The sequence below is a fragment of the Campylobacter concisus genome, assembly GCF_902460895.1.
Taxonomy (GTDB): domain Bacteria; phylum Campylobacterota; class Campylobacteria; order Campylobacterales; family Campylobacteraceae; genus Campylobacter_A; species Campylobacter_A concisus_BC.
In genome coordinates, this window is sequence record NZ_CABPVL010000002.1 from 900,074 (window position 1) to 919,590 (window position 19,517).

A 19,517-nucleotide genomic window follows, 5' to 3' on the forward strand; every position below is an offset into this window, starting at 1 on the left:
TGTTTAGTATAATTTCGGTGAAGTTCACGGCGGAGCTTATTATCCGCCACTCATTCTAAGTATCTTGCCAGATCCTCATCAAAACAAAACAACGCATCATTAATCAAATCTTCTAACATTTGCGGGTCAATGCCTACTAAAGTTTTACCAACACGAGTTGAAATTCTCGGCGTTTGATCGTCATTTAGCTTATAAAGATTTTCAAAATGAAAATGCTCGGTTTCGAATTTTAACAGCAAGGTCATATAAAATCTTTACTTTTTGATAGTTTAAAAGTTTATTTTTGCGGTTAAATTTAGAATACTTTTTAAAATCAAGCTTATCAAGATTGACGATATCATTGTGGATTTTGGCTTCATCGATGATTTTCGCCCAAAATCCAAAAGTTTGCTTTGAGACAAAGAGATCATCTAGCTTGAAGTAGCCACCAAAAGAGCTTAAAATATCTACCTTGTTATTATCCACTAAAGCCTTAAAAGCCAAATTTCTAGTGGCAATTTCTAAAATACCAAGCTTTTAAGCCAATCTGCACTAGCAAAATTTCTTTTATGCTCTTGCTCGTTTTTATAGCTCTTTAAACGTTTGATTGAGAAAAAATTTAACACTATCCATAAAAAATCAATAAATTCATAAAATTTTACGCATTATAATACGTAAAATTTTACTTCATCTCAAGGCGCATGAGATACATATCTTCGCCGTCAGTTACCTTTAAATTTTGGCTTTTGCACTTTGGACAGGTAAAGTCATTTTCGCTAAGCTCCCCGCCAAATCCACAATCCAAACATTCTACAACAATGCCTTGTAAATTTATGACAAGCTCGGCGTTTTCGCAGATCGTGCCAGTCTTATAAACATCAAATGCACTCTCCAGATAGTGTGGCTCCACTCCGCTTAAGCGGCCAACTTTTATCTCGATCTTGCTTATCTCTTTTGCGTTTCCTTTGGCAGCATTTTTCTCGCAAAGGCTGACTAAATTTTGAACGATACTAAGCTCGTGCATTAGCAGATCCTTGGTAGTAGCTCGCCCTTTGGCGGCTCGAGAAATCTTCTTGATTTATAGGCGTTTTCGATGATGACACGCTCGTTTTTGGCTTCCAATATCTCGCCTATTATCATCGCGTTTTTATCAAATTCTCTTAAAATTTTAAGTGCCTCTTCAGCCTGGCTCTCATCAACAGCCATCACAAAAGTGCCCTCATTTGCAAGCTCATAAGGCTCAAAACCAAATAGCTCACAAACGCCCATCACTTCATCTGCTACCTTGATATTTTCTTCAAAGACCAAGATATCAAATTTACTAAATTTAGCCCACTCGTTTAGCACGGCACTTAGTCCGCCCCTTGTCGCATCACGCATGGTTTGTGGTTTTATGCCAGAGCTAAATAGCTTTAAGACAACCTCTTTTAGGCTCTTGCAGTCACTTTTTAGATCAAGCCCAAGCTCAAATTCCTCTCTTGCTGCAAGCACCACACCGCCGTGTCTACCAACATCTCCAGAGATTAAAATTTTTGCTCCTGCTTTTAAATTTTTAAGCTCCACACCCTCGCAAACTATCTCGCCGATGCCTGCTGTGTTTATGAAAATTTTATCGCATTTGCCCTTTGGCACGACCTTTGTATCGCCGCAAACTACGCTCACGCCGCTATCTTTGCAAGTTTTCGCAAGCGAGCCAAGCACGCGCTCGAGCTCTTCTATACTAAGCCCCTCTTCGATGATGAGCGAGCAGCTTAGGTATTTTGCACTTGCTCCAACCATCGCTAGGTCGTTTATCGTGCCGCAAGCTGCGATCTTACCGATGTCGCCGCCGTTAAAAAAAATGGGAGTTACCACAAAGCTATCGGAGCTAAATGCGATCTTTCCGTTTAAATTTAGTATCGCTGAGTCGTTGCTCTGTCTTAAAATTTCGTTATCAAAAATTTTAAATATCGTCTCGTTTATAAGCGAGTTCATCTCCTCGCCGCCGCCGCCGTGGCTTAGCATTATCTTTTTCATTAAATTCCTTAACCAACTCTTGCGTATTTAAAATATGCCGCACAAGCGCCCTCACTTGAGACCATGCACGATCCTATCGGATTTTGTGGGTTGCAGACCTTGCCAAAGACCTTGCACTCTGTCGGCTTTGCTAGCCCTCTTAAAATTTGCCCACAAATGCAAGCTTTGCTCTCGCCAGCGCTCTCTACGCTGCAGTCAAACTGCACTCTAGCGTCAAGATAGGCAAACTCGTCTTTTAGTTTCATGCCACTTTGCGCTATCTCGCCAAGGCCTCTCCAGACAAAGTCGCACGGCTCAAAGTACTTAGCTATGAGCTCTTTTGCCTTGACGTTGCCCTCTTCTTTGACCGCCCTTGCATACTCGTTATAGACTTCATAAGTGCCTGCGTTTTGCTGACGGACTAAATTTAGCACACTTGCCATGATATCAAGCGGCTCAAAACCGCTAATGGCGATCGGTCTTTTAAACTCATCTGCTAACTCTTTGTAAATTTTACTTCCAGTGATGACGCTCACGTGGCTTGGCCCTAAAAATGCATCTATCCTTACGTTTTCATCGCTCATTATAGCTCTAACTGGAGCTGGGACGGTTACGTGATTTATATGAAAGTATAAATTTTTAATGCCCTCTTGCACCACTTTTTCAACTAAATTTGCACTCATCGGCGTTGTTGTCTCAAAGCCAATGGCAAAAAATATGACCTTTTTGTCTGGATTTTGCTGGGCTAAATTTAGCGCATCAAGTGGCGTATAAAGTGCCCTTATATCATGCCCCTCGCCGCGAAGCTTTTGCAAGCTGGTCTTTGAGCCAGGCACTCTTAGCATATCAGCTAGCGTGCAAAAGATCACATTATCCATGCTAGCTAGCTTACAGGCCTCATCTATGCGGCTCTTTGGCATGACGCAAACCGGACAGCCTGGGCCATGGACGAAATTTATATGCTCTCCAACTAAGCTTGGCAGTGCAAATTTCATAATGCTATGCGTGTGGCCACCGCAAATTTCCATGATATTTAGCGGTTTTACGCTCTCTTTTTGTATCAGTTTTGAAAGGGCTAGGATTAAGTTTTTATCACGAAAGTCATTGATAAGATCCATCAAATTTTCCCCGCGTCCATATCTTCAGCGATCTTTTGATAGACCTCCAAGCTCTCCAGCGCAAACTGTGTATCGATCTTTTGCATGGCATATCCAACGTGTATTAGCACGTATTCGCCAACCTTTACCTCTTCAGATATGAGATCTAGGCTTACCTTTCTAGTAACACCCAGAGTCTCGACGGTAGCAACGTTATTTTCATCTATTTCTATTACTTTTGAAGGGATCGAAAGACACATTATCTTAGCTCTTTTTTAAATTCCAAATAACTTATCCACTTATCGATGCCCTCCCCTGTTTTGCTATCTACTACAAAGATATCAATCTTTGGATTTAGCTTTCTAGCGTCATTTTTCACTCGCTCGATATCAAAGTCAAAGTGCGGTGCAAGCGAAGCTTTTGTGATCAAAAGCACGTCAGCTGCCCTAAACATCACTGGATATTTGCTCACCTTATCATCGCCCTCTGGCACCGAAAGAAGCACAGCGTTAAAGTGTGAGCCAACGTCGTAGCTTGCAGGACAGACTAAATTTCCAACATTTTCTATAAAGACTAGATCAAGCTCGTTTAGTGGTAGGTGATGAAGCCCCTCATGCACCATAAAAGCGTCTAAATGGCAGGTCTGACCTGTGCTTATCTGATGAGCTTTTGCGCCAGCTTTTACTATGCGGTCGGCGTCTTGGTTGGTCTCTAAATCGCCCTCTACAACGCCTATCTTAAATTTACCAGCCTTTATCGTAGCCTCTAAAAGCGTAGTCTTGCCAGCGCCTGGACTACTCATCAAATTTACACAAAGTATCTTTTTCTCATCAAGATGCGCTCTGTTGTGAGCGGCCTCTTTGTCGTTTTCAGATAGAATTTTCTCTATCACGTCTATGGTTTTGCTCTCGTTTAGCACAGGGTGTGCGTGAGCCTCGTGACTATGCTCGTGTGCGTCATGAGCGTGATCCGTATGCCCGTCGTGAGTGTGTGGGTGTGAGTGAGTAGTGCCATCAGCGTGAGTGTGAGTGTGGGCGTGATTACCCATTGAACAACCGCAATCTTTACACATTTTATTATCCTTTTTTATTAATTTTTAGAGATTTTAACGCTTAAATTTAAAAATAAAATTAAAATTTAAGAGCATTTTATGCAAATGAGATAAATTAACCCGTTTTTTAATTACCCTTTAAATTTACCTTTGATCTTGCAAACGAATGTTCTTATCTAGCTCTTCAAGGCTCTCGTTATCATCTGTGTAGCCATTTTCATCAAAATTTTCATCATTGCTTCTTTTTTTGCCATTTGGTGTGATGATGAGATCTTTTAGCCTTGCCCTACCATCATCCATCACCATCAAAACAGCAACAGCATCCACATCTTGATCCATCATCTCTCGCTCAGTTTGCTTTGCCTTTTTAGTTGGCATGTAAAACTCTTCGATGCCGTATTTTACAAATGAGTATCCATCAAATTTACCAGCCAAGAAAAGAGCATCTTTTGGCTTAGTAAAGCTAAATTTATCAAAAGCGTAAGTTGCATTAGCATCTTGCTTTAAAATGGCGTAAATTTCATCATTTTTTGAGATATTTCTATCATATATATATATCTCAACGCCAGTTTTTTCATCAAATTTAGACTGCTGCAGATTTGAAAAATCATAGCTTAAGCTCACGTAGTTTCCCCGAAAGAGATCCCTTGGATCGTAAAGATTTACCCTCACTTTTATCTCTTTTCCAAGATAAAGTGGCATGAGCGCGTATGCGAGCATCGCAATTATTAGCAAAATTTGAAAGATTATGGCTAGTATTAGTGATCTTATCTTCATTTTGTACGTCCTTTTTTAGCAGCGACTGCGAGCACGACGAAGGCAAAGACGATAAATAGCGCCGTAGCCCCCAAATAATCGCCTATTAGCTCAAAGTATCTAACCACCGCAACTAAGAATATCATGCATAGTCCAAGCGTTAGCTCGCCATTTTTGATAAGCACTGCTGCGACGATGATGTTTGCTAGCGAGAAGAAGATATTTGCATATCCCACGCCCAAGCTAAAGACAAATGGCAACGCAAAGAGTATCAAGCCAAGAAGCAAGCCGCTTTTGTTTTTCTCTTTGAAAAATAGCGCAATGCTAGCGATGCTAAATACGGCAAAAACCTTGCCAAAACTGCTATAAAAAAATGCTTTTGCAAACCAAAATTTATCTTCTTCTAGCTCGTAGATATCGCCATTTGCATAAGCTATCAGGCAAATGATCAAGATAATGATGCCAAGATACTTGCCAAAACCTTTCACAAGGTGCGCCAGTCTATCTCTAAAGCCAGCTAACACGCTAAAGAGCGCGACAAGTAAAAGCGCGTATGAGAGCGATAAAGTAGCAGCCATCGGCGCTCTAAACATAAGATCATCATAGCCATAAAATTCATCAAACCCACTGATCTTAGCGCAAAGCGAAATGATATAGAAAAATATATCCGCTAGAAGCACAATGGCAAGAAATGCCGAGTCACTTTTATAAAGCGTGTAGGCACCAAGAGCTATAAAGACGATAAATTCATAAGCAAACTCGCCACCCATGCCTTTTAAAACAAACCAGATCGTCGCAAAAACAAGGCTTTGAGCCACCAGCAAGGCCTTTTTGCTAGCAAAAGAGAGCGCCATAGCTCCAACGCTCCAGAGCAAAACTCCACCGCTTGGCTCGTCGCTAATGTTATAAATTTGAGCGATAAGCGCTATGGCTGCTCCGTAGCAGAAATTTCCCAAAAAGAGCGTGGCTGTGCCAAGCTTATCTTTGCCCTTTTTGAGATAATAAACTCCGCCAAAATTTAAAAGAGTAAGCACTCCAAAGATGATAACAAGGCGCCCCATCCTTGGTATCTCCTCCCAGTAGGCTCCAACTAGCGTAAAAAATGCCAGCGCGAAAAAGAGATAGGCAACCAACTTTAATATAAAACTAGTCTTTTCGCTATGAGCGTTTATATCTATATCATATAAATTTGCTATCTTTAAAGCGGTGGCCTTATCGACCACATCCTCTTTTTGCCAGCGATCTAGCTCTTTGGCTAGAAAATTTCTATTGTAAAAATTCATCTTTCATTCTCTTTAAATGACATTTTTTTGTGGCTAATGATAGCATACAAGCGCCAAAAATGCTAGAACAAAAATAAAGTAAAAAAAGGGAGAAATTTACAAAGCCAAAAAACTTGGGCGGGCTTTTGCAAATTTAGCTTTAGCCAAAGCCCAAGCAAAAAGAAACGGTCATCAAACTTTCGCCACAAAAAAGATATCAGGCAAGCAAGAAATAGCAAAACCCGCTATCAATTTGCAAAAATGGATCACAAAAACTGCTAAAAACTACCAAAAAGACAAAATAAGACAAGCTCTGCAGCCAAGAAAGCGCTGCTAGCTATTTACAAAAAACCTAAATTTAAGAGCCAAAAAAGCTTTTAGCTTAAAATTTAGGCACAGCGGCCTTTGTAAGTTTAGAAAACTTAACACCCTTTAAGCCAGCAATCCTATCAGCAAAGCGCTCTATCTTGCTAGCCTCACCTCTTATCGAGATCGTTTCTAAGCAGTTGTGGTGATCGACATGAACGTGATTTGTGCAGATGATCTTCACATCAGAGTCATGCTCGATATCCATTTTTTTATTCACCAAATCGTTGTGATGATGCACATAAATGAGCGTCAAAACCCCAATCAACTCCTCGTCAGCGTCCTTCCAGCTATCGTTTACGATCTTTTCACGGATCAAATCCCTTGTAAATTCACTTCTAGAAGCGTAGCCTTGTTCGCTAACTTTTCTATCTAGTTCGTCTAGTAATTGACTAGGCAAAGAGACACTAAAACGTATAACACTATCCATTTTTTGCTCCTTTCTCGTTTGATTACCGTTTATAATCATTATACATCACTTATTAGAAAATGTGGATAAATAATAATAAATTTGCCCTAAATTTACGTTAGAATCGTTACTGCAGAATTTTTTATTGATATAAAATTTCAAATTTGCTTCAGTAAATTTTTTGTAAATAAGCTCAAGCAAAGTCTTATTTTGAAAAACTCCGCCACTTAATAAAATCTCTTTTTTCTCATTTTTAGAAATTTCAAAAATAATATCAGCCATGCCATTTATAAATGCCGTTGCCGCCACTCTTGGCTCATCTTTTAGGGCACTTTTAAAAGCATCTTTAAAGCCGATAACTCCGTCATTTAGGCTAAATTTATAACACGCATCTAAATTTTTATCATAAAGCGCCTCAAGCCTCATGCCACTCTCACCCTCAAAACTTGAGTGAGATATGCCACATATTATCGCACCAAACGCGTCAAATATCCTACCAACGGAGCTAGTTTTTACTAAATTTAGCCCCTTTTGCTCCATCATCTTGAAATTTCTAAGCATCTTTTCATCAAAATTTACTAAAAATTTACGCCCCTCATCCTCAAGCTCGTACTTTAAAATAATAGAATAAGCGATGAGATAGATATTTTTTATGCTATTTTCGCCGCCAAATAAGCTAAATTCATCAAAGTGATAAATTCGCTCATAGCTCTTGCTATCCAGCCTAAAAACCTCGCCACCCCAAATTTTACCGTCCTCGCCGTATCCAGTGCCGTCAAAACAAAAGCCAAGATACTCTTTGTCAGGCAAATCATTTTCAAAGATGACACTTAGCAAATGTGCGTAGTGATGCTGCAGATGAATTAGCTCAAAGCCCTGATCCTTCGCCCATTTTGTATTTAAAAAATTTGGATGCAGATCGGCTATGACCTTGTCTATTTTTAGATCATAAGTTGTTTCAAAAAGGGTGAAAATGTCCTTAAACCTATCAAAAGTCGCCACGTTTTTTAGATCGCCGATATATGGACTAACCATCAAAAGTCCATCTTTGTAGATACAAAATGAGCTTTTTAGCTCCGCTCCAAGGGCTAAAAATGTCCCTTTTTGTTTGAAATTTGTATGGATAAAATTTGGATTTAGCCCACGGCTTGTTCTTGTAAAAATTGTCTCATCGCCAACGCAAAATGCGATACTATCGTCACTTGGCGAGTAAATTTCTCGGTCGTGATCAAGATAAAAGTCTATAACATCACCTAGTTTCTCTCTTAGCTCGCTCTCATCTTTTATCACGACTTCGCCTGAGATGTTTGCGCTAGTTGCGATGATGTCGTGCTCTAAATAATCAAAAAGCAAAAGATGTATGCCGCTAAATGCGAGCATGACGCCAAGCTTATTTAAATTTGGAGCGACGCTTTTTGCGATATTTGAGCCATTTTTTGCTTCAAGCAAGACGATTGGCTTTAAATTTGAGCTAAGAAGCTTCGCCTCAGCCTCTGAAATTTGCGCTATTTTTCTGGCGTTTTGCAAATTTTTACTCATCAGAGCAAATGGCTTACTTGGGCGGTGCTTTCTGGCTCTTAGCTCGCAAACTGCAGCTTCATTTGTCGCGTCGCAAACTAGATGAAAGCCACCAAGACCTTTAATGGCTAAAATTTTGCCCTCGTTTATGAGCCTAGCCGCCTCTTTGGCTGCTTCATTCTCGCTAGCCAAGACTTTGCCAAATTTATCTTTTAGATAGAGTTTTGGCCCGCAGTTTGGGCAAGAGATCGGCTCTGCGTGGTAGCGGCGATTAAGCGGGTCTTTGTACTCGCTCTCACAAAACTCGCACATCTTAAACTCATTCATCGTCGTATTTACCCTGTCATAAGGCAATGCTTTGATGATGGAAAATCTCGGCCCGCAGTTGGTGCAGTTTATAAATGGGTATTTGTAGCGTGGATTTGTAGGGTCATAAAACTCGCGCAAGCAGTCATCGCAAAGCGCGTAATCAGGCAAAATAGGCGCTTGTTTGGTAGCCGACTTTGAGGCTACGATCTCAAGCTTTTTATAAATTTTATCTATCTTAAATTTATGCAGTTCATCGATCCTAGCAAGGGCTGGTAGCTTCTCATAAAGCTCTTTTTCAAAAGCTAAAAAGCTGGCCTCTTCGCCGCTAAAATTTAGCTTCACGCCCTCATCATCGTTGTAAATTTCGCCAACTAGCTTAAATTTGTCCGCCAAAGTATAGACAAAAGGTCTAAAACCAACGCCTTGAACTAAGCCTTTGATCTCATATCTAAAGCTTGATCTCAACGCCAAATCCGGGGTCAAAATTTGTTTTTATATTTGGGTTTAGGTGCTTTTTTATCAAGTTGCTAACTACCTTATTATAAAATAAATCCCCGCTTAAAGTAACATTTTTAATGTTAAATTTATCTCGTTTTTCATAGCTAAAATCGCTCAAAAAATGCGCCAAAGACTCGGTGCAACCAAAGCTGATATTCTTCTCTCCAGCGCCAGCAAGGATAAATGAAATAATACTTTTTACAAACTTAACCCCGTCTAAACCAAAGTCATCTTTCATCTTATAATCTATCCTAACGCCCTTTTGACCGCTAAAATCGCTTGCCATAAGGAGCAAATTCTCCCCTGCTTTTTTAAAGTCACTGCTTAAGCCGAGCAAGCGTCCAGCTATGCAAAATAGCGAGAAAAAGCTAGCGTTTGAGCTAAATTTACCACTTGGCAAGGCGCGCTCTTTACTAAAGTTTTCAAGTAGTCTTTCGCCGCCCTCATCAGCTCTTATGAGCTCATAAATTTCTTCAAAGCTGCTAAATTTTGGTAAAAATAGAAGTTGCGTTTTGCTTGATTTTGAAAGCAGGCAAATTTCATCATCGCTAAATTTGCTAAATTTAAGCCCCAAAGCCACTTCGCCAAAACTCTCAAGCTCAAATTCCTCATCTTTTGTATAAAAAAATGGGCTTAAAAGCGCGCTATTTTCAAGCAAAATTAGCCTTGAAAGAGCGCTTTTTTGCTCCTTTACAGAAACGCTTAAAAAACTAAAGTCCTCTTTATTTAGCTGCTCGCAAAGGGCGTAAAGAAAAAGATCATTTGGCGCCATCACGTCAAAAAATATCGGTGCATCCTCGTGGTTTTGCCTGTAAATGGCTGTCGTTTTTAGTGCCAAAAGTGGCTTTTCAAAGCTAGCAAGCGCGATCTGCACCCTATCATCGGCGATAAAAATTTTTGGTAGCTGCTTTAAATTTACAGGCATCAAGAAATTTGCATCAAATTTTACCCCAAGAGAAATTTCATATAAATTTTCATCTTGCTCTACGCAAACGCCCTTGCCGTTTTTTAATAAATTTATGCAGGTTTTTAGCTTTTCATTAAAATTTTCAAGCGTTATCTCGCCATCAAATTTACTCAAAGAGAGCGCACCACTTTCATTTAAAATAGCCTTGCCATTAGCCAAAAATGCCGCCGCTTGAGATGGGCTAAGCGTGCCAAATTTTACTTTCTTAATTTCGCCCGCCATGTCAAGCTCATCTGCCACATCAACCTCGCTATGCTTTATAAAAAGGCTATAAGGCAAGATGATGCTAGCTCTGTCTGCTAGGGCGCTAAGCTCCTCGACAGAGCCACTTACTTTTAGGCAAATTTGATCATTTTTGCAGCTTATAGAGTGTCTAAGCTCTTTAGCCAATGAGCGTAAAAATGGCGCCAAAAAGGCTGGGTCTTTAAAGCAGTCAAATTTAAAAGCAAGTATCATTTTAAACCTTTTTTGGCGTAGTCATCGAGGGTATCATTTAAGGTGAAATTTGCCACCTTTTCGAACTTAAAATCAAGCTCTTTTAAGTGATCAAGTAGCGTTTTTTCTAGGATGCTAGAAGCTTTTATCACTTCATCTGAGAGGCTAAAATTTGATGACTCTATGCGGCTAGGCACGATGCCTAGGATTTTGGTTGTCGGCCTATCGCCTGCAAGCTCCATTAGATGAAGGGTTTGAAGCATCTCGATCTCGTGAGCCGAGCCGTCCCAGCTGATAAAATTTGGTACGTTTAGAAAATCAAAAAAATAAACATCGCCCACGCTTGCGCCATTTGCGCTAATGCAATCAACGACGATAAGATAGTCAAATTCGCTTATTATGTGAGTTAGAGCGAGGGCTAAAGTGCCCCCGTCCATTAGAGTAAGCTCGTTTTTAGAACTTGTAAATTTATAGTTTTTAGCCATCAAATTTACAAAATGAACACCTATGCCCTCATCAGCAAACATAACGTTGCCAATGCCAAGAACAAGCACTCTCATCAGTGTTCTTTTACAAATTTATAGCCACTAACGATGGCGTCCATCGCTCCATTTTTGCCTTTAACGGCGTTAAATATCGCCATATAAACGTGAATAGGCACAAATATCATGATGATCCACATGCAAATTCTATGTATCGTTCTAACATTTGCTAGTCCGCCCATAAGCTCTTCAAAGTATCTCGCTGGCTCGTAGATCGCTCCGCCAAGTCCCTCGTGATAAACGTGAGCGTAAAGCACTAAGCCAGTTAGGCAGATGAGTGCCAAGATGACGTAAAAGAAAAAGTATGAGGCAAACTGCAATGGGTTATAAACGCCCCTTAAATGCGGGTGTGGCCCCATAAAGATGTAGTATTTTATCTGCGCTATCCAAACTTTTGGACTTAAAAAGTCAAGCACGCTCATCCACTCTTTTTTGCTGTGCTTATCAAAGACAAATAGATAGAATTTAAAGATAAATACCGCTATTAGCACAAAGCCAGCGACCTGGTGCGCCAAACGCCACTTTGCTTGCATGAAATTTGTAGGCTCGCTCGTGATCTCTGGACTCATAAAGACATAAGAGATGTAGTAGCCGCTCACAATCAAAAGCGTGATAGCTATAAATCTAATCCAGTGTGTCAGCCTAACGCCGATGGAGAATTCGTATTCGCTGATCCTGTCAGGATTTTTATGTGACATCTTTTCTCCTTACAAATTTGGATTTATCTTATAAGTACTCAAATCATTTCCCTTCGTGTCCATAACATGCACGGCACACGCGATGCAAGGGTCGTAAGAGTGAATTTTTCGTATTATCTCAAGTGGTTTTGAAAGATCAGCGATCTTCATACCAACTAAGCACGCCTCGTAGCTTCCCATTTGACCTTTAGCGTCTTTTGGTGAGGCATTCCAAGTGCTTGGCACAACTGCTTGCCAGTTTGATATGACGCCATCTTTTATGCGGCACCAGTGGCTTAGCGCGCCTCGTGGAGCGTTGCCTTGAAAATTTCCTTTGTACTCCTTTTTGTTATCGATTACATATTTTGCGCAGGTCTCTTGATCTGTCTTTAAATTTTCGATCAAGGCATTAAATGCGTCCATTGTGTGCTCTGCGACCACTTTTGCCTCAAGCATACGAGCAGCGGTTCTGCCTAGAGTTGAAAAGACTGCACTTAGTGGCAAGCCACTCTTTGCTAAAAACTCATCAACTACCTTTTTAACTCTCTCGTTGCCTTTAGCGTAGTTTATGACGATGCTTGCGATCGGTCCTACTTGCATAGGCATGCCATCATATCTTGGTGCTTTGATCCAGCTATATTTGCCCTTTGTGTCAAAAAGCTTGCTGTGAGCCAGCTTGCCCTCGCCGTCTATGCTCTCGCCATCAACAAGGCCAGTGTAGTTTGCCTCAGTCTCGCCGTCATATGGGTGAAGTGCTTTGTCATTTTTATACCAAGATCTTGTCGCCTCTTCTGTAATTTTGTTTTCGTCGATATCATAAACCTTGCTAATATCACCATTTAAGATAATGCCGCCTTTAAATAGATGGTCACTTTTGCCGATCAAAAACTCATCGTAGCAAAGTAAATTTGATACGCCAACGTCGTTTAGAACGCTTGGCTCGTTTGCATAAGCCTTAGCAGCCATCAAAATATCTGGATAGTAAGCTCTATCTACAAATTCTTTGATCTCAGCAAATTTACTCATATATTCGCCCATTCTAGCTGGATCAAGCAGGTCCATCACGCAAGTCACGCCACCAACTGTTAGGCTTTGTGGATGTGGGTTTTTTGCACCAAAGATAGCCATCATCTGAGCTGCTGTTCTTTGGATTCTAAGGCACTCTAAGTAGTGAGAGAGGACGATTAAATTTTGCTCAGGAGTAAATTTATATGTGCTATGTCCCCAGTATGCGTTAGCAAATGGTCCAAGGTTGCCCTTTTTAACAAAGGCTTCAACCCTCTCTTTTACCTCTTTTAGCTTGTCAGCTCCCGTGGCAAAAGGGGTGCTTGTATATTTAAACGCCTCTTCGCTAGCCTTATGCACGTCTGCGCTTAGTGCAGAGACGACGTCTGCCCAGTCCATGCCGTGAAGCTGATAAAAGTGCACGATGTGATCGTGAAGATATAAAGCTGCGTTCATAAGCGTTCTAGTTAGCTCAGCATTTAGCGGAGGCTTGATGCCAAGGGCGTCCTCAACTGCGACTATACCTGCTCTGTAGTGTGAGTATGTGCAAACACCGCAAATTCTTTGCATGAAAAAGCCAGCATCTCTTGGGTCTCTGTTTTTTACTATCTGCTCTAAGCCTCTCCAAAGAGTTGAGCCAGAGTAAGCCTCTTTGACAATGTTGTTTTCATCGACTACGACTTCTATTCTTAAGTGCCCTTCGATACGTGTTATAGGGTCTATTACTATTCTTTTTTCGCTCATTTTTTCGCCTTATTCTTTATCTTTACTCATACAAGCTAGTGCAGCGTGAGCCGCTATGCCAACACCAGCAAGTGCTAAAATTCCAATGCCTATTTTATCACTTACATTATCAGCACCAAGCCCCAAAACAGTGTCAAATAGCCTATCAGCCATCGGCTCTTCAAACGGCCCCATCGTATCCCAGAAGTCTGGCTCTGAGCAGCCTATACAGCCGTGACCTGCTTGAACTGGCCATGATGTGTGTTGATTAAATCTCTCGCGCGAGCAGTTATTAAATGTATATGGACCTTTACAGCCTACTTTGTATAAGCAGTAGCCATTTTTTGCGCCCTCGTCGCCAAAGCTTTGGACAAACTCGCCTGCATCAAAGTGACCACGTCTCTCGCAAAGATCGTGAATTCTTAAGCCATAAGCCCATTTTGGTCTGTTATAAACATCAAGCGCAGGAAGTGTGCCAAATAGCAAAAAGTGAAGCACGTTGCCAACGATGTTCTTCTCGCTTGGAGGACAGCCTGGCACGTTTATGACTGGCTTATCAGTCACCTTTGAAAGTCCGACTGCATTTGTTGGATTTGGCTTAGCTGCTTGAACACCGCCAAAGCTAGAACAGGTACCAATAGCAAAGATGGCAGCCGCATTAGCAGAGGCATTTACAGCGTGAGTTTTGCCTGTTGTGCCGTGAGGTCCGACTGTTAAAAAGTGCTCAGTAGCTCCCGTTGGGACGCCACCCTCAACTAGCAGGATGTATCTGCCCTTATATTTTTCTATCGCATGCTCTAAATTTTCTTCAGCCTGCCAGCCAGCAGCCGCCATGATAGTTTCGTGGTATTCAAGGCTTATGTAGTCAAATATAAGGCTATCTATGCTTGGAGCGTCAGTTCTTAGCAAGCCCTCGCTACAGCCAGTGCATTCTGCCATGTGAAGCCATATCACTGGGAGCCTATCGCTTAGCTCAGCAGCGCGAGCAACCATCGGCGTCATCGCACTTGGCAATGCCATAAAAGCTGTCATCGCACCAGCCCACTTCATAAAATCACGCCTAGTAAAGCCCTTATCTTTTAAAAGCTGCGCAATACTAGTGTCATTTTTCATCTTAGGCAATGCACTAAGTTCGCTTAAGCGTCTATCTATCTTTTGACGCAAGTCATTATTCATATAAGCTCCTTCATTTGAAATTTGTTTATTTTGTATCTTATCTTTTTTTAAAAAAAACATATATTATTTTGTTATATTAATAATTATATTTAAACAAATTTTAAAATAAAATTTAAATGCCTTGAAATCAATAATCTTAAAATATGTTAAAAAATAATATTTAGTGAGAATTTATCCTATTTTGAGAAATGATATGGCAAGAATTCTATTTTTCTGAAAGTAAATATCAATTAAATTTTTAATAATTTTAAAAAATAATTTAGTGTTTTTAAGAAGAGTAAAATTTAAGGTAAAAATTACAAAAGCCTAAACGGGTTAAATTTAGGCTTTTAAATTTGTATTAAAATGGCCAGATAGCCTCCATAAGTCTTGTGCCCCAAGGCTTTTTGGTAGATTTGTCTAGCTCGCCCTCAGTTTTATACAAAATTTTGGCATCAGCTATGTATTTTGAGTCGATCTCGTTGTTTTGTGAGATGTCGTAAGGTCTGATGACGCCACTTACTTGCATGATCTGCTTTTCACCATTTATTAGTAGCTCGCGGCTGCCTTCGATGAAGTAGTTGCCGTTATTTAGGATCTTGATGATCCTAGCTGAGATGGTCGCGGTAAATTTCTCGCTTCTGTTGCTCGTGCCACTACCTGTAAATTTATTGCCACCACCTGCTTTAAAGCCGATGTCGCCGTATTTGTTTAGATTATCAGCCACGGTTGAGAGCGGCGCGGCTCCAGCTGTGAAAACGCCGCCACCAAGCGAAATGGTGCTATCTTTGTTGGTACTTTTGCTGCCACTTGAAATTTGACTTGCGTTTTCAGAGATGACGATGGTTACGATGTCATTTACATTCATCGCCTTTCTATCTGAAAATAGCGGGTTGTCGCCCTTGCCAAAGAGACTGCCAGCGTTGCTTTGACCGCTACCACTGTCTTTTGAAGGGAGTTGCTCGACATAAACTGGAGGTTTCATATTGATGTGAGGATCTGCACTTGGGGTACAACCTGTGTAAAAAATGCCCGCAAATGTGACGAGCCAAATCTTTTTATAGTTCATAAAATGCCTTAAAATAAGTATCTTTGTGCTAAGATTAAGCAATTTAAGTTCCCAAAAAGGTCACAAATGAAAAGTTGTTACATTTTTTCAGACAAAAATCTAGCATATTTGCAGGAAATTATAGCTACAAAATTCAAAAAAGTTGAGATCTTTAAGATAACTCCAGACGAAAACGACAAAAAAAATCTAATAAATTTAAATGAAAAGGAGTTTTTTTTAAAATTTATAGATAAATTTGAAGAGTTAAAGACTAAGAGCGACTTCGTCATAGTCATTGGCTGTGAGGGCTTTAGCGTCTTTGGCAAGAGCGAGCTAAATTTAAAGCTAGCTAGAAATTTAAACGCTCCAATCTTTGATGAAAATGCAAACGAGCTAAGGGCGCTAAATTTAAACTCAAAACTTCTAATAACTGATAAATTTGATGAAATTTTAAACTATGAGCACGACATCATCACGCCATTTAAATTTCAAAGCTTGCTTCTAAAAAGAGCCAAAACGGCAAACAAGACCGTTGTTTTGCCAGAGAGTGATGATGAGAGAATTTTAAAAGCAGCCCACATCGTGCTAGAAAAAGGTGCGGCAAACATCATCTTGCTAGGGCTTGAGAGCGAAATTTCAAAAAAGGCAGCCACTTTGGGGCTAAATTTAAGCAAAGCAAAGGTACTAAACCCAGCGCAAAATAAGCTGAGCGAAGAGTTTGCAAAGAAAATTTATGAGCTAAGAAAGCATAAAGGCGTGGACGAAGCCAAGGCAAATGCGCTTGCAAAAGATAAAATTTACTTTGCCACGATGCTAATACATGAAGGCATAGCAGATGCTTTGGTGAGTGGCGCTACGATGAGCACGGCTGATACTATCCGCCCAGCCCTTCAGATCATAAAAACAAAACCAAATGTAAGTGTGGTAAGCGGGGCATTTTTCATGGCGCTTGATGAGGAAATTTTACTATTTGCAGACTGCGCCGTCACGCCAAATCCAAGCAGCGATGAGCTAGCAAGCATAACGCTAAGCAGTGCTCAGACGGCAAGTGCCTTTGGTCTTAGCCCAAAGATCGCCATGCTAAGCTACTCTACGGCTGATAGTGGTAGCGGGGCTGATGTGGAGTTTGTAAAAGAGGCTGCCAAAAAGGCGAGCGAGCTTGATGTGAATTTAAAGATCGCAGCGCCAATTCAGTTTGACGCAGCGGTTGATCTAAGCGTGGCTAGTAAAAAGATGCCAAATTCTGATGTCGCTGGGCAGGCAAATGTATTTATATTTCCAAATTTAAACTGCGGAAACATCTGCTACAAGGCCGTTCAGCGAAGCGCAAATGCCCTAGCAGTGGGGCCGATACTTCAAGGGCTAAAAAAGCCAGTAAATGACCTAAGCCGCGGCTGTCTCGTCGAAGACGTCGTAAATACCATCTTAATAAGCGCGATACAAGCAGGAGAGTGACATGAGAATTTTAGTTTTAAACTCAGGTAGCAGCTCGATAAAATTTCAACTTTTTGAAATGCAGACAAAAACAAGTCTAGCAAGCGGCCTAGTCGAGCAAATCGGCAGCTCTAGCTCAAGGGCGGTGCTAAAAGCAAATGGCGAAATTTATGAGATAAAACGCTTCATAAAAGACCACCACGACGGACTTGAGGCGATGAACGAGCTCTTTACCACATCGCATACACTGCACGATCTAAGCGAGCTTGACGGCATCGGACACAGGATAGTTCATGGCGGCGAGAGCTTTTTTAGCTCGATGATCGTTGATGAAAGCGTCATCAAAAAGATCGAGGAGATAAGCCCACTTGCTCCACTTCACAACCCAGGTCACCTTGCTGGCATCAAAAATGCGATGAAAGAGAGCAAAAATGTGCCTCACGTAGTCGTTTTTGACACTGTGTTTCATCAAAGCATGCCAGAGTACGCCTACCGCTACGCCCTACCCTACGACGTTTGCAAGACCCATCACATCAGAAAATATGGCTTTCACGGCACTTCACACAGATATGTCTGCAAGCAAGCGGCAAAAATGCTTGGCATAGAGTTTAATAAATTTAACGCTATCTCACTTCACTTAGGCAACGGCGCCTCAGCTTGTGCTGTGCAAAATGGCAAAAGCATCGACACCTCGATGGGTCTTAGCCCACTTGAAGGGCTCATAATGGGCACAAGAAGCGGTGACATGGACCCAGCCGTGGTCATCTATCTGCTAAATATCGGCGTTTTAAAGTGGAACGAGATCGATAACTTCTTAAACAAAAAGAGCGGACTTTTTGGAATTTGTGGCTCAAGCGACATGAGAGAGGTCGTAGCTAAGATGCAAAACGACGAGCGCGCAAAGCTTGCGTTTGAGATGTTTTGCTACCGAGTGAAAAAGTATATCGGCTCATACTACGCTATTTTAGGGCGTGTTGATGCGCTCATATTTACTGGCGGTATCGGCGAAAATGCGCCAAATACAAGGCAAAAAATTTGTGATGATCTAAAGCATCTTGGTATCCACATCAACCACGAGCTAAATTTCTCAAACGAGCGAGGCGAGAGGTGCATAGATGAAGAAGGCGCTAAGATAAAAACTCTCATCATACCAACCAACGAAGAGCTTGAGATCGCCATAGAGACAGCCAGAGTGATAAAAGAGAGAACGCTTTAAGCATGAAATTTCCACTTGACTGCAAAGATAGTTTTGAGAGCTCATTTATCTTTTGGCTAACTCGTTATGTCAAATTTAAACTTAGCTCGCTTTCAAACAAGGAGCTAAGAGACCCAAAGGCACTTGCAAGTGTAAATTTCGCCCTAAGCCGCGAGATAAAAAACATAGAGCAGCTTGATGGGCTGGTAAAAAGCGCTAGAAATGCAGGGCTAACTGGCATAAACACCTACTTCAACCCGCTTAAAAAGATATATGAGACGATGAAATTTTATGAGCTTAGCAGCCTAAAACAGATCGATGAAGAGCTGCTAAGTGAAATTCTAGCAAGTACTACTGGCGGACTAAGTGATGCGAGCAAGAAAAACTACAGAATTTCAGTGATAAATTTCTTTGCATTTTTAGATAAACAAAACGAAGAGGATGGCAAGGCTCATGTTTTTGATATAAATTTAAAAAACTGGGGCGGCGTTAGTGGCAATAAAGGTCAAAAGCTGCCTGAGTTTATGGGTGAAGAGGAGGTCAAGAAATTTCTTGAGGCGATCGAGGAGAGCGACTTTAAGCAAAACTCAAACCGCAACAAGCTCATCATCAAGGTCATTATCTTTACTGGCATCCGTGTGAGTGAGGCGCTAAATTTAAAGAGAAAAGATATCACTGAAGATGGCGATCTTTTTATCATTAGGATCCGTGGCAAAGGCAACAAATACCGCATCGTAATGATAAAGCGCCACCTAATCGAAGCTCATCTAAACGCGATCGCGATAAACTACATCAACAAAGAGGGCTATCTTTTTATAAATAAAAAAGGCACAAGGCTCACACAGGCTTATGTTAGCCGCATAGTTGAGCAAATTTTATTTAAAGCTGGCATCAGAAAAGAGAAAAATGGCGCTCATATGCTGCGCCACACCTTTGCAACGATGCTTTATAAAAAGCAAAAAGACCTTGTACTAGTGCAAGAAGCTCTTGGGCATGCAAGCCTAAATACCTCGCGAATTTACACGCACTTTGATAGCGACAAGCTAAAACTCGCCGCAAAAGTGGCTGAGGATCTGGCAAATGAGCAAATTTAAAT

General features: G+C 41.0%; 19 protein-coding genes. 3 read left to right on the plus strand and 16 right to left on the minus strand.

Features of this window, described 5'->3' with window-relative positions:
- Positions 1–201 precede the first annotated feature (201 nt).
- From F3G98_RS10780 to flgH, 16 genes are all read right to left on the minus strand, one after another.
- On the minus strand, positions 202–465 hold the full coding sequence (locus F3G98_RS10780) for a hypothetical protein (protein ID WP_223231308.1): 264 nt from the start codon (positions 463–465) through the stop codon (positions 202–204).
- 196 nt (positions 466–661) lie between these two features.
- Complete coding sequence (gene hypA / locus F3G98_RS05605; protein ID WP_149725852.1) at positions 662–1,003, minus strand: hydrogenase maturation nickel metallochaperone HypA; 342 nt, start codon at positions 1,001–1,003, stop codon at positions 662–664.
- Entirely contained in the window at positions 1,003–1,995 is a 993-nt protein-coding gene (hypE, locus tag F3G98_RS05610) for a hydrogenase expression/formation protein HypE (protein ID WP_149725853.1), read from the minus strand. Before hypE ends, hypA begins: the two co-directional genes overlap by 1 nt.
- An 8-nt stretch (positions 1,996–2,003) precedes the next feature.
- On the minus strand, positions 2,004–3,092 hold the full coding sequence (gene hypD / locus F3G98_RS05615; protein ID WP_149725854.1) for a hydrogenase formation protein HypD: 1,089 nt from the start codon (positions 3,090–3,092) through the stop codon (positions 2,004–2,006).
- Positions 3,092–3,331, minus strand: coding sequence for a HypC/HybG/HupF family hydrogenase formation chaperone (locus F3G98_RS05620; RefSeq protein ID WP_009293878.1), 240 nt, complete (start codon positions 3,329–3,331; stop codon positions 3,092–3,094). The genes hypD and F3G98_RS05620 overlap by 1 nt, the downstream gene beginning before the upstream one ends.
- Positions 3,331–4,143, minus strand: a complete 813-nt coding sequence (hypB, locus tag F3G98_RS05625) for a hydrogenase nickel incorporation protein HypB (protein WP_103608504.1) — start codon at positions 4,141–4,143, stop codon at positions 3,331–3,333. The genes F3G98_RS05620 and hypB overlap by 1 nt, the downstream gene beginning before the upstream one ends.
- 123 nt (positions 4,144–4,266) lie before the next feature.
- On the minus strand, positions 4,267–4,899 hold the full coding sequence (locus tag F3G98_RS05630) for a GDYXXLXY domain-containing protein (protein ID WP_103617213.1): 633 nt from the start codon (positions 4,897–4,899) through the stop codon (positions 4,267–4,269).
- A complete protein-coding gene (locus tag F3G98_RS05635) occupies positions 4,896–6,161 on the minus strand; it encodes a DUF2157 domain-containing protein (protein WP_149725855.1) in 1,266 nt (421 codons plus the stop codon). Before F3G98_RS05635 ends, F3G98_RS05630 begins: the two co-directional genes overlap by 4 nt.
- 361 nt (positions 6,162–6,522) lie before the next feature.
- Positions 6,523–6,936, minus strand: a complete 414-nt coding sequence (nikR, locus tag F3G98_RS05640; RefSeq protein WP_012001817.1) for a nickel-responsive transcriptional regulator NikR — start codon at positions 6,934–6,936, stop codon at positions 6,523–6,525.
- 45 nt (positions 6,937–6,981) lie between these two features.
- Positions 6,982–9,207: a carbamoyltransferase HypF gene (gene hypF / locus F3G98_RS05645; protein WP_149725856.1), complete on the minus strand. Its 2,226-nt coding sequence runs from the start codon at positions 9,205–9,207 to the stop codon at positions 6,982–6,984.
- Entirely contained in the window at positions 9,191–10,663 is a 1,473-nt protein-coding gene (locus F3G98_RS05650; protein WP_149725857.1) for a hypothetical protein, read from the minus strand. Before F3G98_RS05650 ends, hypF begins: the two co-directional genes overlap by 17 nt.
- Positions 10,660–11,202 carry a HyaD/HybD family hydrogenase maturation endopeptidase gene (locus tag F3G98_RS05655; protein ID WP_103606751.1) on the minus strand — a complete coding sequence of 181 codons (543 nt, stop codon included), beginning with the start codon at positions 11,200–11,202 and terminating at the stop codon, positions 10,660–10,662. Before F3G98_RS05655 ends, F3G98_RS05650 begins: the two co-directional genes overlap by 4 nt.
- Positions 11,202–11,882, minus strand: a complete 681-nt coding sequence (cybH, locus tag F3G98_RS05660; RefSeq protein WP_103597678.1) for a Ni/Fe-hydrogenase, b-type cytochrome subunit — start codon at positions 11,880–11,882, stop codon at positions 11,202–11,204. Before cybH ends, F3G98_RS05655 begins: the two co-directional genes overlap by 1 nt.
- 9 nt (positions 11,883–11,891) lie before the next feature.
- Positions 11,892–13,610, minus strand: coding sequence for a nickel-dependent hydrogenase large subunit (locus tag F3G98_RS05665; RefSeq protein ID WP_103608036.1), 1,719 nt, complete (start codon positions 13,608–13,610; stop codon positions 11,892–11,894).
- Positions 13,611–13,619: 9 nt separating this feature from the next.
- The gene (locus tag F3G98_RS05670) at positions 13,620–14,765 is read right to left on the minus strand and encodes a hydrogenase small subunit (protein WP_103608037.1); all 1,146 of its coding nucleotides are present in this window, start codon (positions 14,763–14,765) and stop codon (positions 13,620–13,622) included.
- Positions 14,766–15,105: 340 nt separating this feature from the next.
- Complete coding sequence (flgH, locus tag F3G98_RS05675; RefSeq protein WP_012001823.1) at positions 15,106–15,813, minus strand: flagellar basal body L-ring protein FlgH; 708 nt, start codon at positions 15,811–15,813, stop codon at positions 15,106–15,108.
- Positions 15,814–15,879: 66 nt separating this feature from the next.
- On the opposite strand from flgH, the gene pta reads away from it, so the two are divergent.
- The 3 genes from pta to F3G98_RS05690 are packed head-to-tail and all read left to right on the plus strand — an operon-like array spanning position 15,880 to position 19,515.
- Positions 15,880–17,247 carry a phosphate acetyltransferase gene (gene pta / locus F3G98_RS05680; RefSeq protein WP_149725858.1) on the plus strand — a complete coding sequence of 456 codons (1,368 nt, stop codon included), beginning with the start codon at positions 15,880–15,882 and terminating at the stop codon, positions 17,245–17,247.
- Between the two features lies 1 nt (position 17,248).
- Positions 17,249–18,442 carry an acetate kinase gene (locus tag F3G98_RS05685; protein WP_149725859.1) on the plus strand — a complete coding sequence of 398 codons (1,194 nt, stop codon included), beginning with the start codon at positions 17,249–17,251 and terminating at the stop codon, positions 18,440–18,442.
- A gap of 2 nt (positions 18,443–18,444) precedes the next feature.
- Positions 18,445–19,515: a tyrosine-type recombinase/integrase gene (locus tag F3G98_RS05690; RefSeq protein WP_103610710.1), complete on the plus strand. Its 1,071-nt coding sequence runs from the start codon at positions 18,445–18,447 to the stop codon at positions 19,513–19,515.
- The last annotated feature ends 2 nt before the right edge of the window (positions 19,516–19,517 follow it).

Excerpts from the sequence above, each read along its gene's own strand:
- nikR (WP_012001817.1), bottom strand. The coding sequence starts at position 6,936 with ATGGATAGTGTTATACGTTTTAGTGTCTCTTTGCCTAGTCAATTACTA.
- F3G98_RS05690 (WP_103610710.1), top strand. The coding sequence starts at position 18,445 with ATGAAATTTCCACTTGACTGCAAAGATAGTTTTGAGAGCTCATTTATC.
- flgH (WP_012001823.1), bottom strand. The coding sequence starts at position 15,813 with ATGAACTATAAAAAGATTTGGCTCGTCACATTTGCGGGCATTTTTTAC.
- hypB (WP_103608504.1), bottom strand. The coding sequence starts at position 4,143 with ATGTGTAAAGATTGCGGTTGTTCAATGGGTAATCACGCCCACACTCAC.
- hypA (WP_149725852.1), bottom strand. The coding sequence starts at position 1,003 with ATGCACGAGCTTAGTATCGTTCAAAATTTAGTCAGCCTTTGCGAGAAA.
- F3G98_RS05650 (WP_149725857.1), bottom strand. The coding sequence starts at position 10,663 with ATGATACTTGCTTTTAAATTTGACTGCTTTAAAGACCCAGCCTTTTTG.
- F3G98_RS05620 (WP_009293878.1), bottom strand. The coding sequence starts at position 3,331 with ATGTGTCTTTCGATCCCTTCAAAAGTAATAGAAATAGATGAAAATAAC.
- cybH (WP_103597678.1), bottom strand. The coding sequence starts at position 11,882 with ATGTCACATAAAAATCCTGACAGGATCAGCGAATACGAATTCTCCATC.
- F3G98_RS05685 (WP_149725859.1), top strand. The coding sequence starts at position 17,249 with ATGAGAATTTTAGTTTTAAACTCAGGTAGCAGCTCGATAAAATTTCAA.
- F3G98_RS05655 (WP_103606751.1), bottom strand. The coding sequence starts at position 11,202 with ATGAGAGTGCTTGTTCTTGGCATTGGCAACGTTATGTTTGCTGATGAG.
- F3G98_RS05630 (WP_103617213.1), bottom strand. The coding sequence starts at position 4,899 with ATGAAGATAAGATCACTAATACTAGCCATAATCTTTCAAATTTTGCTA.
- pta (WP_149725858.1), top strand. The coding sequence starts at position 15,880 with ATGAAAAGTTGTTACATTTTTTCAGACAAAAATCTAGCATATTTGCAG.
- hypD (WP_149725854.1), bottom strand. The coding sequence starts at position 3,092 with ATGGATCTTATCAATGACTTTCGTGATAAAAACTTAATCCTAGCCCTT.
- F3G98_RS05665 (WP_103608036.1), bottom strand. The coding sequence starts at position 13,610 with ATGAGCGAAAAAAGAATAGTAATAGACCCTATAACACGTATCGAAGGG.
- hypE (WP_149725853.1), bottom strand. The coding sequence starts at position 1,995 with ATGAAAAAGATAATGCTAAGCCACGGCGGCGGCGGCGAGGAGATGAAC.
- F3G98_RS05670 (WP_103608037.1), bottom strand. The coding sequence starts at position 14,765 with ATGAATAATGACTTGCGTCAAAAGATAGATAGACGCTTAAGCGAACTT.
- F3G98_RS05635 (WP_149725855.1), bottom strand. The coding sequence starts at position 6,161 with ATGAATTTTTACAATAGAAATTTTCTAGCCAAAGAGCTAGATCGCTGG.